The organism is Desulforhabdus sp. TSK (assembly GCF_022836495.1).
GTDB lineage: Bacteria > Desulfobacterota > Syntrophobacteria > Syntrophobacterales > Syntrophobacteraceae > Desulforhabdus.
Genome location: NZ_BQXM01000001.1, coordinates 58004 through 80707 on the forward strand (window position 1 = coordinate 58004; position 22704 = coordinate 80707).

Genomic DNA, 22704 nt, shown 5'->3' on the forward strand with positions numbered 1-22704 from the left:
CCTCCTCAGGTACCACTGCCGTCGCCATCCACCCGCCGCTTCATTCAAAGGCCCATGGAATCGCTGATGGTATTCATTGCGGTAAGACTCAGCTCGATAAAATCCATCAATGGGATATCTATTTGCTCACACAGAGTGATATGGTCGCGATGGACATTTCTTGCAAAATCCTTGCTCTTCATGCGCTTACGCACGGACTTGGGATTCAAGCTCCTGAGCTGCCTGTCGGGGTGCACAAGGGCTGCTGCAACAATCAACCCCGTGATGGTTTCAGCGCAAGTCAAGGCATAGTCAAACGCCGTCTTCCGTTCCAGACCGAGGCTCTCGGCATTATGCCTCAGGATGGCGTCGAGAGCATCCTGGGGCAGTTCGAAACCTGCCAGTATTTCAACCGTTTTGCGGCCATGCTCCTCGGGATTGTCGCGGGTGTATTCGAAGTCGAGGTCATGCAGCAATCCGGTGATTCCCCACAATTCTGCATCCTGGTTCATCCGAAGGGCTAAACTGCGCATGATGGCTTCGGTAGCCAGGCTGTGTTTTTTTAAAGTTTCTGTTTGGATATGATCGTCTAAAAGCTGCAGTGCATCGTTTCTTGTCATGGGGTGGTCCATGGAATGAACAGGCGGTCTCTTGTGTGACCCTCGGTCTAAGCTCGCTTTGTATGAAGGATTCCCGGCCATTTCAAAAATGCCTGATACAAGATGCCGGCTGCTGGATCAGGCCGGGGGCACCCGCTTCATCATCGCGCATCCGGTATCGCGCATCCAGCATTTCCAAACAGGCGACGCCCATTAAGGCAACTCCTATGCAATAACCCCCCAAAGGGTAGCTTGCCTTGTAGGAGCGGCTTCCAGCCGCGACCAAGCGCATGGTGGCTTCACCGATGTCGCGGCTGGAAGCCGCTCCTACAGTTTTGGTACCCTATTATTTGTGAGCTGCCTAAGTCCTGCGGGACTAGGCTACGGCCCGGCGGGTTTTCTTCTTCAGGTTGCTGATTTTTCGGCGGAGCGCATCGACCCTTTTGGGGTTTCCGGCGGCCTTGGCCTGAACTCTCTTCTCTTTGAGCTCTCGGATTTTGGCTTTCATCTGGCGCACATCCACGTCCGTCTTTTTGGACTTCTCATCCACGATGCCCTTGACTTCTTTGATGGCCGCAATGAGCTCGTTCTTGTTCATGGCATGAACGCCGTGAATGACCTCCAAAGTGAGGGCGAGCTCACGAAGCTCCTTGGCGGTCATTCGATCTAAAGGCTTTTCCTTGGCAACTTTCTCTTTCTTCTTACCCATTACTTCGCTCCTTTGTTGAATTCTGCTGAGACGCCTCAGCCAGTGTGGCAAATGGCTTAAAAAGATCGATGGGAACAGGGAAAATAGTCGTGGAATTGTTTTCCGCCGCTATTTCTCTGAGGGTCTGCAGGTAGCGCAGCTGAATGGCCACGGGATTTTCCTGCAGAATATGAGCCGCATCGGACAGTTTGGCGGCGGCCTGGTATTCCCCTTCGGCGCCGATGACCTTGGCCCGTCGCTCACGCTCGGCTTCGGCCTGCTTGGCCATGGCCCGCTGCATCTCCTGAGGCAGGTCGATGTATTTGAGCTCCACCACCGTCACCTTGATTCCCCAGGGATCTGTGTGCCGATCGAGAATCTCCTGAATGTGTGCATTGATCTTGTCCCGCTCGGAGAGCAGGTCATCCAGCTCCGCCTGACCACAGACACTGCGCAGCGTCGTCTGGGCGAGCTGACTTGTGGCATAGAGATAATTCTCGACGGTGATGATGGCCTTCACGGGATCGATCACCCTGAAATAAATGACGGCGTTGACCTTGACCGAAACGTTATCGCGCGTGATCACGTCCTGGGAAGGAACATCCGTTGCGACAAGGCGCAGACTGACCTTCTGCATGCGGTCGATGAGGGGGATCAAAAGGATCAAGCCGGGCCCTTTGGCATCGATGATTCGCCCGAGGCGGAAAATCACGCCTCTTTCGTATTCATTGAGTACACGTATGGCATTGGCCAAAAACATGATCCCCAGTGTGACGATGGCAACAATCGCGTAAAAAGGCATTTTCCCCCCTTAAGTCTTTTCGCCTTGATTGCCCAAAGCAAAGCAACAATTCGCCCTATCTAACACTGATCCTCTTGACTTTCAACTTTAAATTAACCACCGATACCACAACGATTTTTTCCCCTGCAGGGATGTCTTCATCGCTGAAGGCATTCCACAATTCCCCGCTGACGAAGACTTTACCCTCGGGGCAAATCGGCTGGATGACTTCCCCCACCTGTCCCTCCAGGGCCTCGACGCCTGTCTGAGGTCTGGACTGTTGTGCGCGAAAGGCCAGAGCCGCCACCCCCGCAAAAAAGGCGGAGACGGTCAGGACCGTCGGAATCCACACCGAGAGGGCAAGGCTGCCGGAGAGGTCGGGAGTGCGGAACAGCATCAGGGTCCCCAGCACCAGGCACACGATCCCCGCCACGCTGAGCATTCCATAGGAGACCACCTTGATTTCCAGGATGAAAAAGACGACGGCAAGGAGGATGAAAAGAAATCCCGCGTAGTTGACGGGTAAGGTTTGCATGGCGTACAGAGCAAGCACCAGGGCAATGCCTCCGATGACTCCGGGAAGAACGGCGCCAGGTTGGGAGACCTCAAAATACAGACCCGCCAGTCCGATCATGAGCAGGATGTAAGCGATATTGGGATTGCTGATGGTACGCAGAATTTTGTGCTGCCATCCTGCATGAAGGGTCCGCTGCTCCAGTGCCGCCGTGCGGAGCGTTTTCACCGATCCGTGCTTATGGATTTCCCACCCATCCAGCTTGCGGATGAGGTCGGGTATGTCCTCGGCCACCAGGTCGATGACATTTTCCTTGAACGCCTCTTCCGCCGTTATGGATACACTCCTGCGGACAGCATCCTGCAGCCATTCTTCATTCCGGCCTTTCTCCGCGGCAATGCTGCGGGCAAGGGCCAGCATGTCGTTCACCACCTTTTCATTCATGGCGCCTGGAACGTCTTCGCCCGTCGAGCTGACGGGATGGGCTGCCCCGATGTTGCTCCCGGGGGTCATGGCCGCCACGTCCGCTGCAGCGGTCACGAAAACCCCTGCCGATGCCGCCTGTGCCCCGCGTGGATAGACATAAACCACGATGGGAAGGGGGGCGTTCATGATGGATTGCACGATACCCCGCATGGACGTCATGAGTCCTCCGGGAGTATCGAGGAGCATGACGAGGCATTCGGCGTTTTCTTCCCGGGAGCGTTCGATGGCGTATTGAATGAAGTCCTCGACGCCGGGGTTGATGGTGTCTTTGATCTCGACAATGTTGAGATGCGCCGCTTCCAAAGAGGCGGCAGGGCAGGGCAGGAAGGGCAGCAGGAGCAGCAGAGCCAGTGCTGAGGTCTTGAACATTTTGAACCGGAGGAGAGGCATGTGGCGATCCTTTCATGTGGGATGAAGGATTCGATGTACGAGCAGCAGATCCTGCCAGGTGCCGCTCTTTTGAGACGGGTTGCGCAGAAGATATGCCGGGTGAAAGGTCACTATGAGAGGAATCCCCCGCCACGAATGCACTTTTCCCCTCAAGCGGGAAACAGCGCTGCCGGTCCCGAGAAGCGTCTGGGCGGCGCAGGCGCCGAGAGCACAAATGACCCTCGGCTGCAGCGCTGCCAGCTGCTGCAGGAGGAAAGGGGAACAGGTTTGGATCTCATCCGCTTCGGGGGTGCGATTGTCGGGAGGACGGCATTTGACCACGTTGCAGATGTACACCTGATCACGCTCCAAACCGATGGACCGTATCATTTTGTCCAGAAGCTTCCCTGCCCGTCCCACGAAGGGGCGGCCCAGGCGGTCTTCATCAAAGCCCGGCCCCTCCCCCACGAAAACCAGCCCCGGGGCGGCGGAGCCCTCTCCGAAAACCAGGTGGGTGCGTCCCTGATGCAGGCGGCACCGCCGGCAGTCTCCCAGCTCCCTGCGAATGGCGTCGAGCGAAAGTCTTTCGGATGCCCCGGTGCAGACAGTCTCTCCAGCAGCCGGGGTGGGGGCGCACCCCGCACGAAAGCGGGTGGGCCATCCCTCGATGCCCTTCATGTGGAGACTCGAAAGGATCCATTTCAGCTGGTGCAGCTCCTGCGCCAATGCTGACGGAATGTCGTCAGAATGCTTCATGCCCGGCCGCTGTCATCAAGTGCTCCACCCGATCCAGGATCTGTTCCGCCACCTCTTCCTTGCTCATGAAAGGCAGATCTTCCCGCATCCCCTCCCGAGTGTAGATTCGCACTTGATTCGTGTCGACGCCAAATCCTGAACCGGCCTGGGTCAGGTTGTTAGCCACGATGAAATCAAGGTTCTTGCGGGCAAGCTTTTCCGTCGCATTCTGATCCAGATTTTCCGTTTCGGCCGCAAACCCCACCAGAATGGGAAATCGCGCTGAAGATTTGGCTCGGCCCAGTGCCCGAAGAATATCCGGGTTCTTCTGGAGCCGCACGGTCATTTCACTTTCTTCCTTCTTGATCTTTTGAGGGGCCACCTGCTCGGGGCGGTAGTCCCCCACCGCGGCGGCCATGATGACGGCATCCATGTCCTGAGCCAGTTTCAAGATGGCGTCCTGCATTTCCAGGGCTGTCGTGACGCGATGGAAATGGACCCCCGCCGGAGCCGGGAGAGAGGTGGGGCCTGAGACGAGGTGCACCTCGGCCGAACGCCTCGCCGCCACCGCCGCCAGGGCATACCCCATCCTCCCGCTGGAAGGATTGGCAATGTAGCGGACGGGGTCGAAGGGCTCCCAGGTGGGACCGGCACTGACAAGGATGCGCTTTCCCTTCAGGCTCGGGAGGGTCAAAAGTCTTTGAACGGTTTCCACAATGAGAGGAAGGTCCGCCAGGCGGCCGGCCCCCTCCTCTTTACACGCCAGATAGCCTGTTCCGGGCTCCAGGACATGGACGCCGATATCTCTCAGGGTATTGAGGTTCCTCACCGTGAGGGGATGCTCGTACATTTTCACGTTCATGGCGGGGCAGACGAGCACCGGCGCCGTGGTGGCAAGGAGCACCGTCGTGAGGTAATCGTCCGCGATGCCGGCGGCCATTTTGGCGATGACATTGGCGGTGGCGGGAGCCACGACCACCAGGTGAGCCGCCCGTGCCACATGGATGTGCCCGATTTCCGATTCCAGATCCAGGTTGAAAATGTCCGTGCAGACAGGCTGCCCGGAGAGTACCTGCAGGGTCAGGGGCGTGATGAATTGCTGGGCTCCGGCCGTCATGACCACCTGCACACTCGCTCCCAGCTTTCCGAAGCAGCGCACCAGCTCCGCAGCCTTATAGGCGGCGATACCTCCCGTCACTCCCAGGAGAATGGCTTTTCCGTTCAACATGTATTGGCCCTCAGTTCCTTGGACTGTCGATTCTCCTGCTTCTAAATCTGCCCATTGGCGGGAGCGACATAAATTTCCACGTAGCTGTAGTACAGCTTCTCATAAATGTTGATGACGCACGTCTTGTCGGGCTTATCGAAAATGAGGACCGACCGGCGGTAGCGAAATCCACCCTTGGGGTGCCAGTTTTCCCGGGGCATGGCCATCTGAAAGAAATTGATGAGGGAGCCCAAATCCACTCTGCCCCTCAGTGTGAGGAGCCCTGCTTTGAACTGGCCCGACTGGAAGACATAGGATTCGTCCGCCAGAAGGGTCAGTTCATTGGGGATGGGAATGTCCTGAAAATCGTAAAACATGGGGCGGGGCGAGGTTGAACTGGAAGAAGAGGTTGAACTGGACGGAGACCCTGAACTAGACGGGAGACTGGATTGCTGGGTGACGGGATTGGGAGGAGACGATTTCTGTCCCCACCCCATATTGGCGCAGCCTGGGAGAGCCAAAAGAAAAGACAGTACCAGGATGGCTCCCGTCGAGGCATATGAATGCTTCCTATGTTTCATTCCCTGTTCCTCCCTGTTCGAATCTCGGTGCATTGCACGGAAAAGCCCATTCCGTCCCCACTGACCGAGCACTAAGTGAAAAAAGGATTTGTATTCTTCTCGATGCGGACAGTGGTTCGCGGCCCATGCCCCGGATAGACGACGGTGTTCTCGTCGAGAGTAAAAATCTTTTCACGTACGGACTGAATCAATTGATCGTATGATCCTCCAGGAAAATCCGTCCTGCCGATGGAGCCGGCAAAAAGGGTGTCGCCTACGAAAATGACTCCGGCATCGGCAAAGAGCAGAGACACATGGCCGGGGGTGTGGCCGGGCGTTTCGAGCACTTTGAACCGGATAGCCCCGAACGTCAGCTCGTCTCCTTCCTGGATGGGCTGGTCGATTTTGATCTTGGGGAGGTCTTCAGCCGAGCGCAAGACGGCCGCCATGCCCACCATGGGGTGCTGAAGGAGAGGCTCATCCTTCGGATGCATGTAAATTTGTCCCCCCATTTTTGCTTTCAGCGACCAGGCATCCATGACATGATCATAGTGAGCATGCGTGTTGATGATGGCTGCCAGGCTCAAGCCGCGCCCCTGGATGCGCTGAGCGATACGGTCGCCGTCGCCGCCCGGGTCGATGACCACCGCGAGACCCGAAGCTTCATCGCCGAGAAGATAGCAGTTGGTCTGCAACATGCCCACTGTGAAGTGCTCCAAAATCATACAGTATCCTTTCCAGAACTGAGAGGGTCTTATTTGTCCAGTACGATGAGCTCCTCCACCGGCCGACGGTGAGAGCTCTGATTACGGTGGGCCGGTTCACCGACGATGACGATGGCCATCAATTCGAGCCGTTCGGGCAAACCCAGGAGCTCGACGACCTTTTCCTTGTTTTTGAGGATTTCCCCCACCCAGGTGGCCCCGAGCCCTTGAGTGTGCAACGCGAGCAGAAGATTCTCTATGCAGGCTCCAATGGCCTGGCAGTCTTTAACGTAATCGTAGGAGCTTTCCTTGTCCATAAACACAGCCACCAGGAGGGCGGCACCGCGGAGGCTGCTCGCGTAACGCGTGAGGCCGGCGAGGTCGTCCTTCAGCTTCGGGTCCGAGATGAGGGCGAACCGCCATGGTTGATTGTTGAGACCGGAAGGTGCCCACGATGCTGCCCTCACGGCTTCCATCACTCGCTTTCGGTCCACAGGGGCATCTGTAAATTGTCGAACACTCCGTCTTTCAAAAATGGCAGTCAATACAGGCGATTGCTCCGATTGTGAAGACATGGCGACTCCTTTTGCTCAAGATCGATTGACACAATGTCGGGTGAAAGGTATTGATCTTTCTATTTGCATCGTAATGCCCAAACTCTATATAAGATCGAAAGACTCAAAAACAAAAACGAACGTACCACTATAGTGGCATTATAAGTGCACGGTCAAGCTGCGATCTCGGCGGTTGACTGCGAAATTCCTTTTGACCGGAGCAAAACCGTGTTACGAGAGGATGAAAACCCGGTTTTTGCGGCAGGGCGCGATCCTGGCTCCAGCTCCATAGCCGAATTTTCAGCATCCGGGATTTTCTCATGAAACAGGCCCCTGCGCGAAATCTTTCGGGCTTCCCCAGGAAGCCCCCTTAACCCCTGGAGGCAATACAGTGCCACTCAGATTCTACCAAACTGAACCGCATCAAGCACTCGTCAAGCTGGAAGGAAATTTCGATTCCGATACCGCTCCTGAAATCCGCAAGAGCCTCATCAAGATTGTCAAGAACAAGGGGTCCGAATCGTTGAAAATTGATTTTTCTGAGGTGCCCAACCTTGGGACGGCAGGTGTTGCGGTGCTTGTGGAAGTCCTTCGGGCCATGACTCGCAAGGGCGGGGCGCTCGAATTGGTGGGACTGAATGACAACGCACGGCAGATGATCCGCCTGGCGCGCCTGGGTGAAATATTTCAAACGTAGAAACAAGGCTACAGGGAATGTCTTCTCATAACATGATCGAAATTCGAGGGCTCGACAGCCACTACAAAGGGCGGCAGGTCCTCTTCAATATCGGCTTCGCCATCCCACACAAGAAGGTCACCGTCATCATGGGGCGGAGCGGGTGTGGAAAAACCACACTGCTGCGTCACCTCATTGGTCTGAAGCCGTCCGAATCCGGCCGAGTTTTCGTGGAAGGACAGGACATGGGGTCTTTCGACGAAAAGGGGATGGCAAATTACCGACGGCGCATCGGCGTGCTTTTTCAAAGCGGCGCGCTTTTCAACTCATTGACAGTGAGCCAGAACATCGCCGTTCCCCTGAAGGTCCATACCCGACTGTCCGACGAGACAATCCGTATCATGTCCCTCATCAAGCTCCATCTCGTGGGGTTGGCTGATTTTCTGGATTACATGCCCTCCCAGCTCAGTGGAGGCATGCGCAAGAGGGCCGGTCTCGCGCGGGCTCTCGCCATGGATCCTGAAATCCTCTTTGTGGACGAGCCTTCTTCGGGTTTGGACCCCATCACGGCAGCCGGCCTGGACGATTTGATTCTCGAGCTGCGCGAGACACTGGGAATGACCATTATTGTCGTAACGCACGAACTGGAAAGCGCCGTCAAAATCGCGGATCAGATGGTGGTCATGGATCGGGGGAATCTCCTTGCTGTTGGCACCCCGGATGAGATTCGAAGCTCGCAGGATGAGACGGTGCTGAGGTTTCTCAGGAGAGAAGCAGAAGAGCAGCAGGTCAATACGGAATCTTACCTGTCCCGTCTTCTTGGCCGGCAGTACAAGGCTGGGGAAAATTCAACCCGTCGGCAGGGGGGAGTGCGATGAGGGCGAGGAGAGGCTGAATGATATATTTGGTGCGAAAATTGGGGGCGATAGCGCTGGATCTGATCGAGGGTCTGGGCCGCATGGGGATGTTCTTTTTCAGGGTGATCCGTGGAGTTGGACGTCCTCCCGGTAAATATTTGTCGACCCTCAAGCAGGTACAGTTCATCGGGACAAAGTCCTTTTTTGTCATAGGGTTCACGGCCGCATTTACGGGCATGGTCCTGGGCCTTCAGGGCTACTATACCTTGTCGAAATTTGGGTCGGAAGGCTTGCTGGGATCCGCCGTGGGCCTGAGTCTCATTCGTGAATTGGGGCCGGTGCTCACAGCCTTGATGGTCACGGGGCGTGCAGGCTCGGCCATGTGTGCCGAAATTGGTATCATGAGGATTGAAGAGCAGATCGATGCCCTGGAATGCATGGCTGTCGATCCGCATTCCTACCTCATTACTCCCAAACTCATCGCCGGGCTCATCGCGCTGCCCCTTCTCACGGCATTTTGCGACGTTCTCGGGATTTTCGGAGGATATCTCATCGGTGTTCAGCTTCTGGGGGTGAGTGGAGGAGCTTTCATGGATGGTCTCACATCGAGTGTCGTGTGGGACGACGTTTACATGGGAATCGTCAAGTCCTTTTGCTTCGCGGTCCTCATGATCTGGATCTGTACGTACAAAGGGTATTATGCCGGGTTGGACGAGGGAAATTTCGGGCCGGAGGAAGTGAGCTGGGCCACGACCCAGGCTGTGGTGTATGCGTCGATTTCCATTCTGGTGAGTGATTACATAATCACATCGATTTTACTATGATTTTGAGGACGGAAGTCATGGATCGAAAAGGGTTGGAGCTGAGTGTGGGGGTTTTTCTGCTGATTGGTCTTCTCTGTCTGGCATACCTTTCCATCAGGTTGGGCGATCTGCAGCTGTTCGGGGGGGCGGATTACCGTGTGGAAGCCGTATTTTCCAACGTAGCCGGCCTGAAGGAAAAGGCGGCGGTCACCATGGCGGGGGTCAATATCGGCCAGGTGGAAAGAATTGGACTGCAGGACGGACGGGCTCGAGTCGAAATGCGCATCAATAATGGAGTCAAGCTCGAACAGGACGTCATTGCAAGCATCAAGACCATGGGTATCATCGGGGACAAGTATATCTCCATCAGCCCCGGGGCAGATGATGAATACATCCCCTCCGGCGGAGCCATACAAGACACTCAGCCTCCCCTGGATATCGAAAACCTCCTGGGCAAGTTTGTCTTCGGATCGGTAGATAACAATAAATCCTCCGGCCAGAAGGAGTCAGGCGGGGACAAGAAGTAAAATAAAATTGAAGGACAGGAGATCGCGTCCATTGGTAACTGTCTGAAAACTCCTTTGCTCGTCATTCCGGCAGTCTCTAAGCCGGAATCGAGCCGAGCGAAAAACCTGGATTCCGGCTAGAGACTGCCGGAATGACGAAACAAGGTGCATGCTTAGGGTGATTGACTCATTTTTCAGTCTGCTCTCAGGAAAGATGGCCGAGGAGGGAGGGGTTCTCACAGTTGCGGAAAAGAGACCAGAAACAAAGAGGCCGGCTGAAAGATATTCAGCCGGCCTCTTTGTTTCTAAAATAAGCTTGAAAGTAAAATTACTTCTTCATGTGCTTCATGAAAATGGATTCTGCTTTGTCGGCAGCGGCTTCGGCCCTGCGAGCAGCAGCTTCGGCTTTTTGTGCAGCGGCTTCAGCAGCCCTGGCACTGGCGGAGCACTGTTGTTCGATAGCTTGTGCCTTATCCATGGCGGTCGCGCACATTTCCGTGCACTTCTTCGCGTCCTTGGAGCATGCACAACCGGAAACCATGGTGAAAGCCAAAGCCACTACACACAGAATCGCTAATATTCTCTTCATCACTCTCTCCTCCTCAAATAGAAAATAACTTAACTTCAATCAACAACTTAGCCTCTTTTTAAACTATTTGTCTCAGACAATCCTCCTCTGAATCAGTGCCCCTCTCACCCCCTCTCGTTTCAAATATGATTGCGTACCGACTATCCTTGTGGTCCCAAGTGAACGCGCTCTGCCATAAAACATATGAGCACGCTACTCCACAAAGCTTATAAAATCAAGAGATTTTTTGAACAATGAAGGACGGGAGGCTGCTAAGCAATCGCCCCCACGGAGTAAAACCCACCCTATGAAGGAGGATGCGGGCGCTTCCTGTCCTTCCGTGCCGCTTCAAGGCGCTCCAGCATGGGAGATCCATGAGGACAGCAGGCCGGCAGCCTGAAGGCTAATCCTTTGAAAATTCAACCAGTTTTGGGGACCTGTTCCCGGTGGAAATTCGAGTGACGTTGGTGGGCACGCCGTTTTGCAGCATAATGGCCATATGGAACTTGTTCATGTCCACTTGATCAGCCAGCGGATGTTTGGACAGCTTGTCGGTAGCGTATTGTTCGAGGTCAGGGATCTTCCGGTAGACATCTGGATGTACTTCCACGTAGATCTGACCATCCTTCTGTCCGATTTTCACCGGTTCATAAATGATTTCAAGCTTTGTGCCCACGGGAACCTGGGGGTAGAGGATGCGGATATGCTCGGGGTAACAGCGGATGCATCCATGGCTCACCAATCGCCCGACGCCCCATGGCATTGCTGTGCCGTGGATGCCATAAGCTCCTGCGGAAAACTTCATGACAAATTCCCCGAGAGGGTTTTCCGGACCGGGCGGCATGGATGCCATGCCGTATTTGGCCTGAAGGGACAGGGGGATGTACCAGGTGGGATTGGGTCGTTTCTCCGTAATGCTAAAGGTTCCCAAGGGTGTTTCCCAGCCCTCGTCGCCGATGCCGATGGGGTTCGTTTGAACGGTGGATGTGGCTTTGTCGAAGAAGTACAGCCTCAGCTCCGCCACATTGATGACAAGCTGCTCATGTTGTGTGGGGGGCAGTACCCAGAAGGTGGGAACGGTGATGCGCTTGCCGTTGGGGGGGACCCAGGCGTCCATGCGCGGATAGAGCAGTTCCACTTCATTGTACCCCAGTCCGTTGCGCCTCGCGATGTCGAGTAGGGTATCCTTGTCGTGGATGGTATACCAGCTGGGAGATCCTATGACGGTCAGGTCCTGGATGCGGTAGGGATAGCGTTTGATCGTAGCGGAAAATTCCTCTTCGGCGGAGGATGGCGCAGGAAGGACAAACGATACCGTGGACATGAAAAGAAGCAGGAGCAATGTGCGAATCTTCATGGGTGATGTTTCCCGTTTCTAAATTAAGCAAAAACGACAGTGGAGATGAAAAAAGTGTGCGGTACAATAGATATTTCCGACCTGCAGAGCAAGGAATTTCTGCTGAGCCCTGTCCAAACGATTCGATTTCTTCACTGTGGGGCGTCGGAAAGGGCCTGCTGCTGTCGGCTGAGGTAGAATAATGCCTCATTCCTGCGCACCTGCTTTCGATCCAACGCTTCCCAGATGATCCCGCATCGGGGCAGGTGGGTGCAGCCGGTTCGGAGCACCTGGTGCGGGGTTACGATGCAATGAACCCCTACGTCTGTCGGTCCAGCGGGCACGGATGGAAGAATTTGCTCGTCATCCACCAGTGCAATGACCTGAGGTGCAGCAGCCAGCCACCCCAGAGTTGACAGAATGGCGCATTGCAAATCCAGGTGGCCGTCTCCGTCTCCCAGCCGCGTTCCGTCCGCACCTATAAATAGCGCTTCACAAATGAGCAAGTCAATGGGGGGCACCAGGGATTCCTGGTAGGACAATTTCGTGCCGAAGGGATTCCGGAGTAGAGGACGAACGGCCATAGGTCGTTTCGGCGGAGAAACAGTGACGGGATCAATGAGAACGAAGCCTTTCTGAAGCCCGGGGGTGGGCAGGACCAGCTTCTTGCGGTCTGCCAAAACGTTCAACCCCGCCTGGCGAACGCTTGGGTGCAGGGAGACCAATACCATGGAAGCGTCGCGATATTCAGGGATGCTTCGAAGCCTCTCCGCAGTCCTCCCGGCATCGTTTGCGGACAGAAACGGCAGCCTGCTGTCATAAATTTTATCCATGCTCTGTCGGAAACGCGTCTTTTCATCCGAGACACTCGATTCTCTGTTCACCTGATCGATTTCCTCCTTCGGCAGTCCCCAGTTTTCGCTCGCAGGCAATTCGCCAGACTTCCCCAATCCAGTGAGGATTCAGGAGCCACAGGCTTCATCATTTGCGTTGTCTTGAAGATCTATCTTAACCGAAGCGACCCGGATGGCAAAATCGATGGAGCCAAACGGAATAAAATCTGCTGAACAAACACCACTTGGGGCGCAGGTGGACCTGGTATTCCATTCTTTTGTTTCTTGAACTTTCATGGCGAATAACCTATATGATGAAATATTAAGGTATCTTTGACTTTCTGAGAGGAGCACTCCTGCCCTGGGCCAGGTTGAATCCCACGGCGGCAGAACCATTACAAAATGCCGCAGCACAGTCAGGATTATAAACTTCGGCCAAAGGTTGATGCCTGTGACAGTGTTGGGGCCCCTGGGCATTCAACCGGATGCGTACAGGGGGTTCCTTTCCATTTGTATCCATTCAATGACTAACGTGAGGTGATAAGATGTCGAAGCAAAAAATGGAATTGCGTCCCGAAAATGTCAAGCAGCGTTTCCCCAGCAGTCTGGTGCCGCTGGTCAATGGCAAAGCGCTCATCGCCGCTGCCAAGAAGCACAATGCCATGATCATGGCGACGAACATCCGGTGCCGTTTGCCTGTCGCCGGCATCGTTCTGGCTTCAATGGCCGCCAAGGCCCCGGTCATGTATGAGATTGCCAAATCCGAGATGAGCTACACCGAGTTTTCCCCCCAGAGTTTTGTGGATTTCATTGTCGCTGAAAACGAGCGCCTGGGAAACACGGATGTCCCTTTCGCCATCCACGCGGATCATCTGACGGTCAAAAAAATGGAGGATGTGGAAGGCGTCAGGAGTCTCATGGCTCAGCAGCTGGAAGCGGGTTTTACCTCGTTTGCCATCGATGCCTCCCACATGGAAAATGAAAAAAATCTTGCGGCCACGGTGGACCTGGCCCGGCCCATCATCCAGGCAGGGCTGAACCTGGAAGTGGAACTGGGGGAAATCGGCGCCAAGAGCGGCAATGCCGAAGGCTTCACTCAGCCCGAAGAAGCGAAATGGTTTGTGGGAGAGCTCGACAAGCAGGGAATTCGGCCCAACCTCCTTGCCATCAACAACGGCTCCATCCACGGCACCTATTTCGGGACAGCCCATGAAGGCATCCAGCTCGATCTGACGCGCAGGATCTGGGATGCAATCCAGCCCTGGGGGGTGGATATCGCTCAGCACGGGATCACCGGAACCTCCCTGGACAAGATTTCTTCATTCATCGAGTACGGGATTCGCAAAGGCAACGTGGGGACCTTCTGGCAAAACATCGCATTTGGTCTGGCCATGAACCAAAACGGGAATGCCGTCACCACGGAAAAGCGCGAATACATCAAACGCCCATACCGTGGAATTTCTGATGCCCTGTGGCAGGAGATGTGGGCCTGGGCCGTCGAAACGGGCAATACGGGCGGTGAGATCAAGAAGGCCAACAAGCCGTTTGCCGCTCAATTCAACGCCCTGCCCATGGCTTGCAAGGAGCGCACTACAGCCCAGACCTACGAAGAAGCCATTCGGCTTTTCGAGGCCACCCATTCCATTGGCCTGGCGGACAGTGTGTGGGAAATGCTGTAACAGCGTAAGCCTCTCTCCTGCAGGCACCTGACCCCATCTCTGGTACTCGCTTGAAAAGGAGGCTCCCTTTCCCGTCACTCATCCGGCGGGGAAGGGAGCCTCTTGTTGTTTCCCCCTCTGCGAGGGGAACCGCTGCTATTTTCTTTCCATGCGCTCCCACTGAGTACCCGTGGGGGTATCGAGGATCTGGATTCCCCTTTCCAGGAGCTCTTCTCTCAGAGCGTCGGCCTTCGCCCAGTTGCGCTCCTTTCTCGCTGCTTCGCGCTCCAGCATGAGTTTTTTCTCTTCCTCGCCCAAGGGCTTCAGGTCTTCATCCAGGACGCCGAGGATGACGTTCAGGTTTTGAAAGACATCCAGAATTTGTTTACGCTGGGGCTCGGTAAACAGGGACTGATCCAGGATGGGGTTCATCTGGCGGATAAAGGAAAAAATGCCGGCCAGGGCGTTGGGTAGATTCAAGTCATCCGCCAGGGCATCAGAAAAATTGTGCTCGAGGGCGTACACCATCTCTGAGATCAGTTTGTGCTCCTCGACGCCGCTCTGAGCGTGCCGGACGCGGCGAATGAATTCTTTCAGGCGGTGGTAGCCGCGAACGGCATTTTCGAGGTTTTCCTCGTTGGCGTGTATGGGCTTGCGGTAATGGGTGCTCAGCAGCCAGTAGCGGATCTCGAGGGGAGTAACCCCCCGGGCCGTGAGCTCTCGGAGGGAAAGCGTTTCATCGATGCCGTTTTGAACCTTTTCGTCCTTGTTGGACCACATGCGCTCCGTCACCATCCACACATTGGCAAAGGATTTTCCCGTCAAGGACTCGCCGATTTCCTTCACGTTTTCCAGGTGTGGAAACAGGAAATCCACACTGCTCACCTGGATATCGATGGGAGCGCCCAGATCGTGGAGCGCTACAGCGACGCTGGCGATATGCCAGGTGGGGAGCACGTTGCCCCAGTCCGTTTTCATGCACATGCCCCGTTTCAGCTCGGCCAGGGTGGCACGCTTGAGCAGGGCAAAATCCCGCGGGTTCAGCTTTTCATAGGCGTCCAGGTCCACCGTGGATCCCAGGCGGATCTTTTTCAGATTGACGCGCGAGAGCGCGCCGTAGTCCTTGCTCTTGGAAAGATCGAAGTAGACGGAGCGGAGCTTGTCGTACGCCAGGCCTTTTTCCATCAGGGATCGAGTCAGGTCCGCAATGGTGTCCACATGCTCCGAGGATCGCGGATAGCGGTAGGCGCGTTGTACCCTGAGGGTGTCGAGATCCGTCAGGAACTGGTCCACCTGCTTCTGAGTATAGGCCGCCAGCTCCATGTTGGCGGCCAGGGCTCCCTGAATGGTGCGGCTGTCCAGGTCCGGAACCAGCATCACCTGGTGGACGGAAAACCCCTTGGAGAGCAGGAACCGCATCAGGAGATCGGCCAGAACAAATCTTCGGGATTCCTGGAGGGTGAGGAGTTGATCCAGGGGCGGTCCGGTGACGAGCAGCCTTATTTTCCCTTCCTGAACGGGTTTGAAATCCACCTTTTTCCTGTCGAGGAGATTGTAAAACCGAAAATCGGGCTCCAGCAGCGTGGTGAAGAGGTTCGTGCTGAGATAGCGGTCTCCTCCGTCGGGCAGGATCGTGACGATGATTCCCTCCGACGACTCGGCGGCAATCTGGACGGCAGCAGCCATGGCAGCGCCGGAGCTCATGCCGACGAAAATCCCCTCCTCCCTGGCCAGCCGCCGGGCCATTTCAAAGGCTTCCTCATCCTTGACGGGCACGATGCGGTCCAGGGCGTGACGGTCAAAGATCCCAGGTACGTAAGACTCCTTCATATTTTTCAGCCCCTGGACCTTGTGACCCGGGTAGGGCTCCACGCCAATGACCTGGATGTCCGGGTTGCGTTCCTTCATGGCCTCCAGGATGCCCATGGCTGTTCCTGTCGTGCCCAGGGTGACCACTACCTTGTTGACCTTTCCGTCGGTTTGGTCGTAGATTTCCGGTCCGGTCCCGAAGCGGTGGGCGGCAGGGTTGGCGGGGTTGTTGAACTGGTCGGGCATGAAATAGCGCTCGGGGTTTTCTCTCACCAGGTTGTAGACTTCTTCGATGGCGCCGTCTGTCCCCATTGCCCCGGGAGTCAGGAGCAATTGGGCTCCAAGGGCTTTGAGGATTTTCTGTCGTTCCATGCTGGCTGTTTCGGGCATGGCGAGCATGATGCGATAGCCCTTGACGGCTGCCACCATGGTGAGCCCTATACCGGTGTTGCCACTGGTGGCCTCTATGATGATTTTATCGGGGGTCAACAGCCCTTCGCGCTCTGCGCTTTCGATCAAATAGAGCGCCGTACGGTCCTTGATGGACCCCCCGGGATTCTTCGCCTCCAGCTTGGCGTAGAGGGTCACCCTCGGATTGGGGTTCAGACGGTTGATGCGGATCAGCGGAGTATTGCCGATACATTCCAAAATGTTGGAAAAAACATTTTTCATGGTCGTTAGTTTTCCCGTAAACGCCCTGTATGAGCGTCCTGGAGGGTCCAGAGAATGTCAAAGCTTTCTGTGAGATGCGTATCTCTTGCGGCCGGCTGATCGCATGAAGCTCGGGCCGGTCTCCGGCACTTTTTATATAGGCAGTCTCTTGAATCTTTGTCAAAATGTTTCCTCCAATTCACGGAGGCCTTCCTTCCCTGTTGGAGGGTGGGGCATCCTCCCTTTGCGATCCATGACCGCCGTTTTCTTTTTCTCGGAATGACCACGGTATGAATAATCTCGAATTCCAACAAAATCTCCTGGACCTGGCAGAAAAGGGCTTTCTCCTTTTGACGGAAAGTGAACGCTTTGCCCACCAGCTGCTCTGGCGATTCAGGAAAGAGTGCCGTCTGGGAGGAAGGATGGGGTGGGAAACGCCGGCCATCACCACCCTGAATCAATGGATGGAGCGGCTCTGGATGGAGTTATGGCCCGATACCTGGCCGGCTTCGCAGTACAAGCGCTGGCATATTCTGCAGCAATGCATCGAAGCCATCCCACCGCCGAACCCCCTGCAGAGGGATATCCCGCTCATTCTTGCCCTGGACGAGAGCTTTGAGCACTGTCTGAGGTATGGACTGGACCCTGGTGAGGGCGATCCGGCAAACGGGCTGGTGGAATGGCGCCGCACCCTCTGGAATTCCTTTCATGAACTGCTCGCCCGGGATGGACTGTTCCATCCGGCGGCATTGCCTCAGAAGCTTCATGCCGTGCTCTCCCGCTTTCCTGAAGGGATTCCCACGAAGCTTGCTGCCGTGGGCTTCGAGTTTGCCGGGTTTTGGGAGAAGAAGCTTTTTGATCTCCTTCATGCAGGATCCTGCTGCAGGGTTTTGCCTCTCCCCCCGGGAGAGGGGGCCGTTGAGGCGCACATCTATGCAGATCCTGAGCAGGAGCTTTATGCGCTCATGGAGATGCTGGTTGCCGACAGCCGGTGCTATCCGCTCCACGAGCTTGCCGTGGTGGTGCTGGATTCCATGGCGTACGCCCCTCCATTGGCCCAATTCCTCCAGGATATCCTGGGGGCGCCCCTTGCGGGGGGGCAGAGCGCCTACAACCTGCTTCCTGACAGGTCCCTGCTTCAACAGCCGCTTTTTCAAGCGGCTCTACTCCCCCTCCAGTTTGCCGATGCCGGCCAGCCTCGTTCCTTGTTTTTCAGCCTTCTGCGCTCACCTTATTATGAACGCCTGGCCCGGTGGAATCGCGTTTCCAGCCAGTGGGATTGGGTGTGGAGAGAGGCGGGAATCGAGAAGGGCCTGGATGCTCTGGCTGCTGCCATTGAACCTTCTCAGAAGGCCATTCTCCCCCAGGACGGAAAGGCGTTCATGGACCGATTGTCCGGGTTCCTGGGGAGTCGGCCTCGCCGGGCAGTCCATTGGCTGCAGGATATGAAGCAATTTTGGGAGATCTGCGGCTTTCCGGTCCTTGCCAACGAAAGAGACGAGATGGCTTGGCAAAGGCTTTGCCAGTTGATTTCCACCCTGGAAGCGGAACTGGGCAGCTGTGCAATGGAGAGGGTGGAGCTGAAAGCCTGGCTGGAGGCTGCCGCGCGGAGGATCGTGATCCAGGAGACGGGATATGAAGACGCGGGAATTCAGATCATCGGGAGTCTGGAAGCGCGCGGACTGGCTTTCCAGCGTCTCTTCGTTCCCGGGGTCGTGGCCGGCGCTCTGCCGCAGCCGGCCCGCACGCTTCCCTTCCTGAGCATTGGGGAGCGCGCCGCAGTGCAGGGGGGAACCGTGGAGAGCCAGTTTGAATTCGGACGACACCTCTTCAGTGCTTTCCATGCCGTGGCGCCCGGTCTTATCCTGAGCCGCCCCATGATGAGTGCCAGTGGCGAGCCCCGGCTGCCGTCCCCCTTTTGGCCGGAGAACCAGGGAGAGAGCAGTCTTCCCGTGATTCCCTGGCGTCATGCGTTGCCGGCGCTGCAGCGTGCGCAATGGGTGCGGGACGGGATTCGCGGGATGGCAGGGCCCAGTCGGGGGGATGGCGGCATTCCCCTGTCTCCGTCCAATCTGCAAGAGGACGTTGTGGAGGGGCAGAGCCCCCAGCCTGGTTCCCCCGAGGTGAAGCCGGATTTTCTCCATGCGCCGGATCGTTTTCAGGCTCACACGGTGGTTATGCCATCCCAAATCTCTGTCAGTGAGCTGGAAATCCTTCTGGCCTGCTCCAGTCGCTTTTTTTTCCAGTGCCTCCTGGGTTTGAAACCGCTGCCCCTCGCTGAGATGGGGGTGGTTCCCTCTGAGCGTGGAGAGAAGGTACACCGGTTGCTCGCCTCCTTTGCAAGAGGTGTGCAGAGGGAAAGCTCTCGAAAGGAAGTCTCGCTCGAAGACCTGTCCCATCGGCTCCGGGAAGCTGTCCTGGCTCAAATCGCACCTCCGGGCTCCCATCCTCTCTGGAATGTGGAAGCCAGGAGGCTTCTGGGGACGGAGAGCGATGAAGGGGGACTCCTTTCTCAATGGCTCCAGGAAGAATGGAAGCAACTGCAGGCAGGATGGCGCTGGGCGGGAGTGGAATTGGATTTTTCCGGTCTGCGGTTGGGCAGGGCCTCCATTACTCTGAAGGGACGTCTGGATCGTCTGGATGTTCATGGAGAGGAAGGACTCATCTGCTGGGACTACAAGACCGGAAGGGTTCCATCCGCGAGGGAGGTTTGCGAAACCCTCGTTGCACCGCAGCTACCCGCCTATCTTCTGGCCCTGCGGCAGGGGTTGGTGCGGGAGGCTTTGAAGCTGGAGGGCCTGCCCCTGGCGGCGGGGTATATCGACCTGCGCTCTGTGCGCTATTTGCGGCATTTTCTGTGCCTTAAGGCCTCGATGGATGAATTGATCGGCTTCCTGGAACGATGGGAGGAACATGCGGCGGCAGCTCTCGATCTGGTGTCCAGGGGGGATCTGGCGCCATGCTGGATGCGAACCGACTGTTCATCCCCGTGCGCCTTCCAGTGTCTTTGCGGCAAGGCCCTGTGCGGGGCCTGAGGCTTTCCCCCGGGGGCTGCCCAACGGCTCGTGGTGGAACGGCTGGTGAAACAAGGCCGCCCACGGACGAGAGCCCGGCAGATGCCCCTTTTTCCCCGCCATACTTTAATTTGACGTGAAGGTGTCGTGACGGTATAAAGGTCGGAGTTTCTGCCTGTCTTGTAGCATTTGTTTGGCAATTGAAACTAATAACATGCGGGAGGAGCAGTCCATGAAAATCGGGGTCATGGGTACGGGAGGTGTTGGGGGATATTTTGGGGGTCTCCTGGTCCGAGCAGGTTTCGATACTCATTTTGTCGCCCGTGGCAAGCATCTTCGTACCATTCAGGAGGAAGGCCTGCAGGTGATTTCCGACCAGGGGAATTTTCGGGTACGAATTCACGCCACTGCGGAGCCCGATGAAATTGGTCCCGTGGATCTGCTCCTCTTTTGTGTCAAATCCTATGATACGAAGGATGCCGCGCGATTGGTCTCCGCGATGGTCGAAGAAGAAACCGTCATCATGAGCCTCCAGAACGGCATCGACAACATTGAAAAGCTCATCGAGCGCTACGGTGACGATCGAGTGATTGGCGGAACTTCTTTCATTGAAGCGTCGTTGGCCTCACCCGGCATGATTGCCCAGACGGGAAAACCGGGCCGCATCGCTTTCGGTGAGCTTTCCGGCGAGCGGACGGATCGGACTGAAGCCATTTTGCGTGTTTTCCAGGAGGCGGGCATCGATGCGGAGCTCAGCCCGGACATTTCGCGGGTGCTGTGGTCGAAGTTTCTCTTCATCTGTGGAGTCCATGGTGTCTGCACCGTTTCCCGGTCTCCTCTCGGGATGGCCCTGAGCTTCCCCGAAACCCGCGAGCTCCTGGAAGGGGTCATGCGAGAGGTGGAAGTCCTGGCGCGTGCCCGTGGGATCGCCATGGCCGAGGGGGTCGTCGAGGATTCCATTGCCCTTGCGGAATCCTACAACAAGAAATTCAAGCCTTCCATGCTCAGGGATCTCGAATGGCGACGATCCATGGAAATCGAAGCTCTCAACGGAAAAGTCGTGGCCCTGGGAAAACAAACCGGAGTGCCGACGCCCCTGAACCAGGCCATAGCTGCCTGCCTGAAATTAGAGAATCATAAGATCTTGAATCCACTGTGGGCCTGCCAACTTGACGATTTTGCTTGAGTCTCTGTGAGTGTCCAATGGCATTTCGTTTTTGTCCTCACTGCGGCTCCGCCCTGCAACGGGGGGAGCATGGGGATAGCACCGGCTTGTATTGCCCCGCCTGCAGGAGACTGCATCACAGAAATCCTACGGTGGGAGTAGCGGTCATCGTCTTGGAGGAAGGAAAGCTCCTGCTGGTTCAAAGGCTTGGAACTTATGAAGGACTCTGGTGTATTCCCTGCGGTCATGTGGAGTGGGATGAGGATGTGCGGGACGCAGCGCGCCGGGAGTTGCTGGAGGAAACAGGGCTGGTGGTGGCTCTCGGGCCGGTCTTTGCCGTGCATTCCAACTTTCACGACGTGAGGCGTCAAACCGTTGGAATCTGGTTCTGGGGGAAGCGAATGGCCGGGGACGTTTCAGCCGGTTCCGACGCTGCCGCTGCCGCTTTCTTCCCTCTTCACGGATTGCCCGCATTGGCCTTTCCCACTGACCGACTGGTATGCAGGGATCTGCAGAATGGTTTGAAAGAGGCGGCAGGAGGGAACCGCCTGCCCCAGACTCCAGACTCGGATGGATGCTGGACACGTCTCCCCTGAACACAGCCCCTCCTGGTTTTTGCCAGATCCCGATCTTTCAGATCTCCGAGTGCCTCTTTCAACAAGAAATCGCTTGACTCTCCCTTTGTCCCATATTAAAAAAGACAAGTTGTTGTTCCGGCCGTTGTACGGCATTGTGTTGCATCATTTAGAACGAAAGAGAAGATCAGAAGTAATGGACGACCCTGGCCCTAGTCACGAGCGTTGCTTGAAAACTGAAGGAAGCTTTTTGAGGCGTGGGATTCTTTCGCCGCCGGGGGAGGTGTGATCACCCTCCTTTAATTGCGGCGAATAGATGTTCTGAGTTGGAATCCCGGGCCTTGGCCCGGTTTTTTTTTTGCCGCAGCAATGAGAAGGAGGTGATTCCTATGAAGCTAGTGCTCATTCGTGGACGGAATCGAATGGAAGCCCGCAAGAAAACTCTGGATTTCTGGTTTGCCCATCGGGATCAATTCAACTGCACCATGCAGGATTTCCTTAGAAAATGTTCGACGGATCCGACGGGCAAAATCATCATGTACAAGGGGTAGATTTATGGACAGCGACGATCCGAGTCCCAGTTGCCGGCAACTGAGCACTCAAGGCTGAAAGTGACACACTTTCAGCCTTTCTGGTTTTTAACCCCTGACACACTCTGCTTTTACCTCCTCCCGACCTTGCCTGCCTCTTGATATCCATTGACTTTGACATTGACCGTCCTCAAAAACCCTGGTATTCGTTCTTCCAAATTCAATATCGCTTTGTCAAGGAATTCTATTTCCTGGAGTCATACATCGGAGGATGCCAATGCTGGAATTCGGACAGTTTTTGTGTGTCGAGCTCAGTCGCAGTGTAGCCAGTATGTTGCCCTGGGATATCCCGTGGTATGATCCAAGTCACAGGGTGTTTTTCGCGGCACTCTACAGTGCATTGGGCGTCATCGGGTTTGGAATCCTGGCAGCGGTTTTCCTGACGATCAAGCGCCTGAACAAAGGCGACGATGTACATCATTGACCTGAAACTTTTGCTCCATTTCCGCCGATAATTCCCATATGACCGTGTAATCCAATGGTTGTT

General features: G+C 55.8%; 24 protein-coding genes. 10 read left to right on the plus strand and 14 right to left on the minus strand.

What is annotated here, in order from left to right:
* Nucleotides 1-44: 44 nt before the first annotated feature.
* From MWC30_RS00310 to MWC30_RS00350, 9 genes are all read right to left on the minus strand, one after another.
* Nucleotides 45-599 (minus strand): HD domain-containing protein, encoded by a 555-nt coding sequence (locus tag MWC30_RS00310; RefSeq protein WP_244082146.1) that lies wholly within the window; start codon nucleotides 597-599, stop codon nucleotides 45-47.
* A gap of 355 nt (nucleotides 600-954) precedes the next feature.
* Entirely contained in the window at nucleotides 955-1287 is a 333-nt protein-coding gene (locus tag MWC30_RS00315) for a Rho termination factor N-terminal domain-containing protein (protein ID WP_244082147.1), read from the minus strand.
* Nucleotides 1280-2068: a slipin family protein gene (locus MWC30_RS00320; RefSeq protein ID WP_244082148.1), complete on the minus strand. Its 789-nt coding sequence runs from the start codon at nucleotides 2066-2068 to the stop codon at nucleotides 1280-1282. The genes MWC30_RS00315 and MWC30_RS00320 overlap by 8 nt, the downstream gene beginning before the upstream one ends.
* Nucleotides 2069-2123: 55 nt before the next feature.
* A complete protein-coding gene (locus tag MWC30_RS00325) occupies nucleotides 2124-3437 on the minus strand; it encodes a nodulation protein NfeD (protein ID WP_244082149.1) in 1314 nt (437 codons plus the stop codon).
* A 12-nt stretch (nucleotides 3438-3449) separates the two neighbouring features.
* Nucleotides 3450-4172 carry a uracil-DNA glycosylase family protein gene (locus MWC30_RS00330; RefSeq protein ID WP_244082150.1) on the minus strand — a complete coding sequence of 241 codons (723 nt, stop codon included), beginning with the start codon at nucleotides 4170-4172 and terminating at the stop codon, nucleotides 3450-3452.
* Nucleotides 4159-5379: a bifunctional phosphopantothenoylcysteine decarboxylase/phosphopantothenate--cysteine ligase CoaBC gene (gene coaBC, locus MWC30_RS00335; protein ID WP_244082151.1), complete on the minus strand. Its 1221-nt coding sequence runs from the start codon at nucleotides 5377-5379 to the stop codon at nucleotides 4159-4161. The genes MWC30_RS00330 and coaBC overlap by 14 nt, the downstream gene beginning before the upstream one ends.
* A gap of 41 nt (nucleotides 5380-5420) precedes the next feature.
* Complete coding sequence (locus tag MWC30_RS00340; RefSeq protein ID WP_244082152.1) at nucleotides 5421-5939, minus strand: hypothetical protein; 519 nt, start codon at nucleotides 5937-5939, stop codon at nucleotides 5421-5423.
* Nucleotides 5940-6010: 71 nt separating this feature from the next.
* Complete coding sequence (locus MWC30_RS00345) at nucleotides 6011-6643, minus strand: MBL fold metallo-hydrolase (protein ID WP_244082153.1); 633 nt, start codon at nucleotides 6641-6643, stop codon at nucleotides 6011-6013.
* A gap of 29 nt (nucleotides 6644-6672) precedes the next feature.
* Nucleotides 6673-7197, minus strand: coding sequence for a nitroreductase family protein (locus MWC30_RS00350; protein ID WP_244082154.1), 525 nt, complete (start codon nucleotides 7195-7197; stop codon nucleotides 6673-6675).
* Nucleotides 7198-7567: 370 nt separating this feature from the next.
* On the opposite strand from MWC30_RS00350, the gene MWC30_RS00355 reads away from it, so the two are divergent.
* Genes MWC30_RS00355 through mlaD form a run of 4 tightly spaced genes read left to right on the plus strand, consistent with a single transcriptional unit; the run spans nucleotide 7568 to nucleotide 10039 of the window.
* Complete coding sequence (locus tag MWC30_RS00355) at nucleotides 7568-7873, plus strand: STAS domain-containing protein (protein WP_244082155.1); 306 nt, start codon at nucleotides 7568-7570, stop codon at nucleotides 7871-7873.
* A 32-nt stretch (nucleotides 7874-7905) separates the two neighbouring features.
* Nucleotides 7906-8730: an ABC transporter ATP-binding protein gene (locus tag MWC30_RS00360; RefSeq protein WP_244082156.1), complete on the plus strand. Its 825-nt coding sequence runs from the start codon at nucleotides 7906-7908 to the stop codon at nucleotides 8728-8730.
* 17 nt (nucleotides 8731-8747) lie between these two features.
* The gene (locus MWC30_RS00365) at nucleotides 8748-9533 is read left to right on the plus strand and encodes an ABC transporter permease (protein ID WP_244082157.1); all 786 of its coding nucleotides are present in this window, start codon (nucleotides 8748-8750) and stop codon (nucleotides 9531-9533) included.
* Nucleotides 9534-9550: 17 nt separating this feature from the next.
* Nucleotides 9551-10039 (plus strand): outer membrane lipid asymmetry maintenance protein MlaD, encoded by a 489-nt coding sequence (gene mlaD, locus MWC30_RS00370; RefSeq protein WP_244082158.1) that lies wholly within the window; start codon nucleotides 9551-9553, stop codon nucleotides 10037-10039.
* A 307-nt stretch (nucleotides 10040-10346) separates the two neighbouring features.
* Here mlaD and MWC30_RS00375 read toward each other — a convergent pair whose 3' ends face one another.
* From MWC30_RS00375 to MWC30_RS00390, 4 genes are all read right to left on the minus strand, one after another.
* Complete coding sequence (locus tag MWC30_RS00375; RefSeq protein ID WP_244082159.1) at nucleotides 10347-10607, minus strand: hypothetical protein; 261 nt, start codon at nucleotides 10605-10607, stop codon at nucleotides 10347-10349.
* 382 nt (nucleotides 10608-10989) lie between these two features.
* Complete coding sequence (locus MWC30_RS00380; RefSeq protein WP_244082160.1) at nucleotides 10990-11943, minus strand: L,D-transpeptidase family protein; 954 nt, start codon at nucleotides 11941-11943, stop codon at nucleotides 10990-10992.
* A gap of 131 nt (nucleotides 11944-12074) precedes the next feature.
* Nucleotides 12075-12806 (minus strand): 5-formyltetrahydrofolate cyclo-ligase, encoded by a 732-nt coding sequence (locus MWC30_RS00385; protein WP_244082161.1) that lies wholly within the window; start codon nucleotides 12804-12806, stop codon nucleotides 12075-12077.
* Nucleotides 12807-12884: 78 nt separating this feature from the next.
* A complete protein-coding gene (locus MWC30_RS00390; RefSeq protein WP_244082162.1) occupies nucleotides 12885-13052 on the minus strand; it encodes a hypothetical protein in 168 nt (55 codons plus the stop codon).
* 248 nt (nucleotides 13053-13300) lie between these two features.
* On the opposite strand from MWC30_RS00390, the gene MWC30_RS00395 reads away from it, so the two are divergent.
* Nucleotides 13301-14434, plus strand: coding sequence for a class II fructose-bisphosphate aldolase (locus MWC30_RS00395; protein ID WP_244082163.1), 1134 nt, complete (start codon nucleotides 13301-13303; stop codon nucleotides 14432-14434).
* A 135-nt stretch (nucleotides 14435-14569) separates the two neighbouring features.
* Here the strand turns inward: MWC30_RS00395 and MWC30_RS00400 are convergent, their stop codons facing one another.
* Nucleotides 14570-16894 carry a cysteine synthase gene (locus MWC30_RS00400; protein ID WP_244082164.1) on the minus strand — a complete coding sequence of 775 codons (2325 nt, stop codon included), beginning with the start codon at nucleotides 16892-16894 and terminating at the stop codon, nucleotides 14570-14572.
* 269 nt (nucleotides 16895-17163) lie between these two features.
* Between MWC30_RS00400 and MWC30_RS00405 the strand changes: the two genes are divergently transcribed.
* The 5 genes from MWC30_RS00405 (at nucleotide 17164) to MWC30_RS00425 (ending at nucleotide 22641) form a co-directional block, all read left to right on the plus strand.
* Entirely contained in the window at nucleotides 17164-19908 is a 2745-nt protein-coding gene (locus MWC30_RS00405) for a PD-(D/E)XK nuclease family protein (protein WP_244082165.1), read from the plus strand.
* Between the two features lie 211 nt (nucleotides 19909-20119).
* Nucleotides 20120-21073, plus strand: coding sequence for a ketopantoate reductase family protein (locus tag MWC30_RS00410; protein ID WP_244082166.1), 954 nt, complete (start codon nucleotides 20120-20122; stop codon nucleotides 21071-21073).
* 17 nt (nucleotides 21074-21090) lie between these two features.
* The gene (locus tag MWC30_RS00415) at nucleotides 21091-21648 is read left to right on the plus strand and encodes an NUDIX hydrolase (protein ID WP_244082167.1); all 558 of its coding nucleotides are present in this window, start codon (nucleotides 21091-21093) and stop codon (nucleotides 21646-21648) included.
* Nucleotides 21649-22016: 368 nt separating this feature from the next.
* The gene (locus tag MWC30_RS00420; RefSeq protein WP_244082168.1) at nucleotides 22017-22178 is read left to right on the plus strand and encodes a hypothetical protein; all 162 of its coding nucleotides are present in this window, start codon (nucleotides 22017-22019) and stop codon (nucleotides 22176-22178) included.
* A gap of 256 nt (nucleotides 22179-22434) precedes the next feature.
* The gene (locus tag MWC30_RS00425) at nucleotides 22435-22641 is read left to right on the plus strand and encodes a hypothetical protein (protein ID WP_244082169.1); all 207 of its coding nucleotides are present in this window, start codon (nucleotides 22435-22437) and stop codon (nucleotides 22639-22641) included.
* Nucleotides 22642-22704 lie beyond the last annotated feature (63 nt).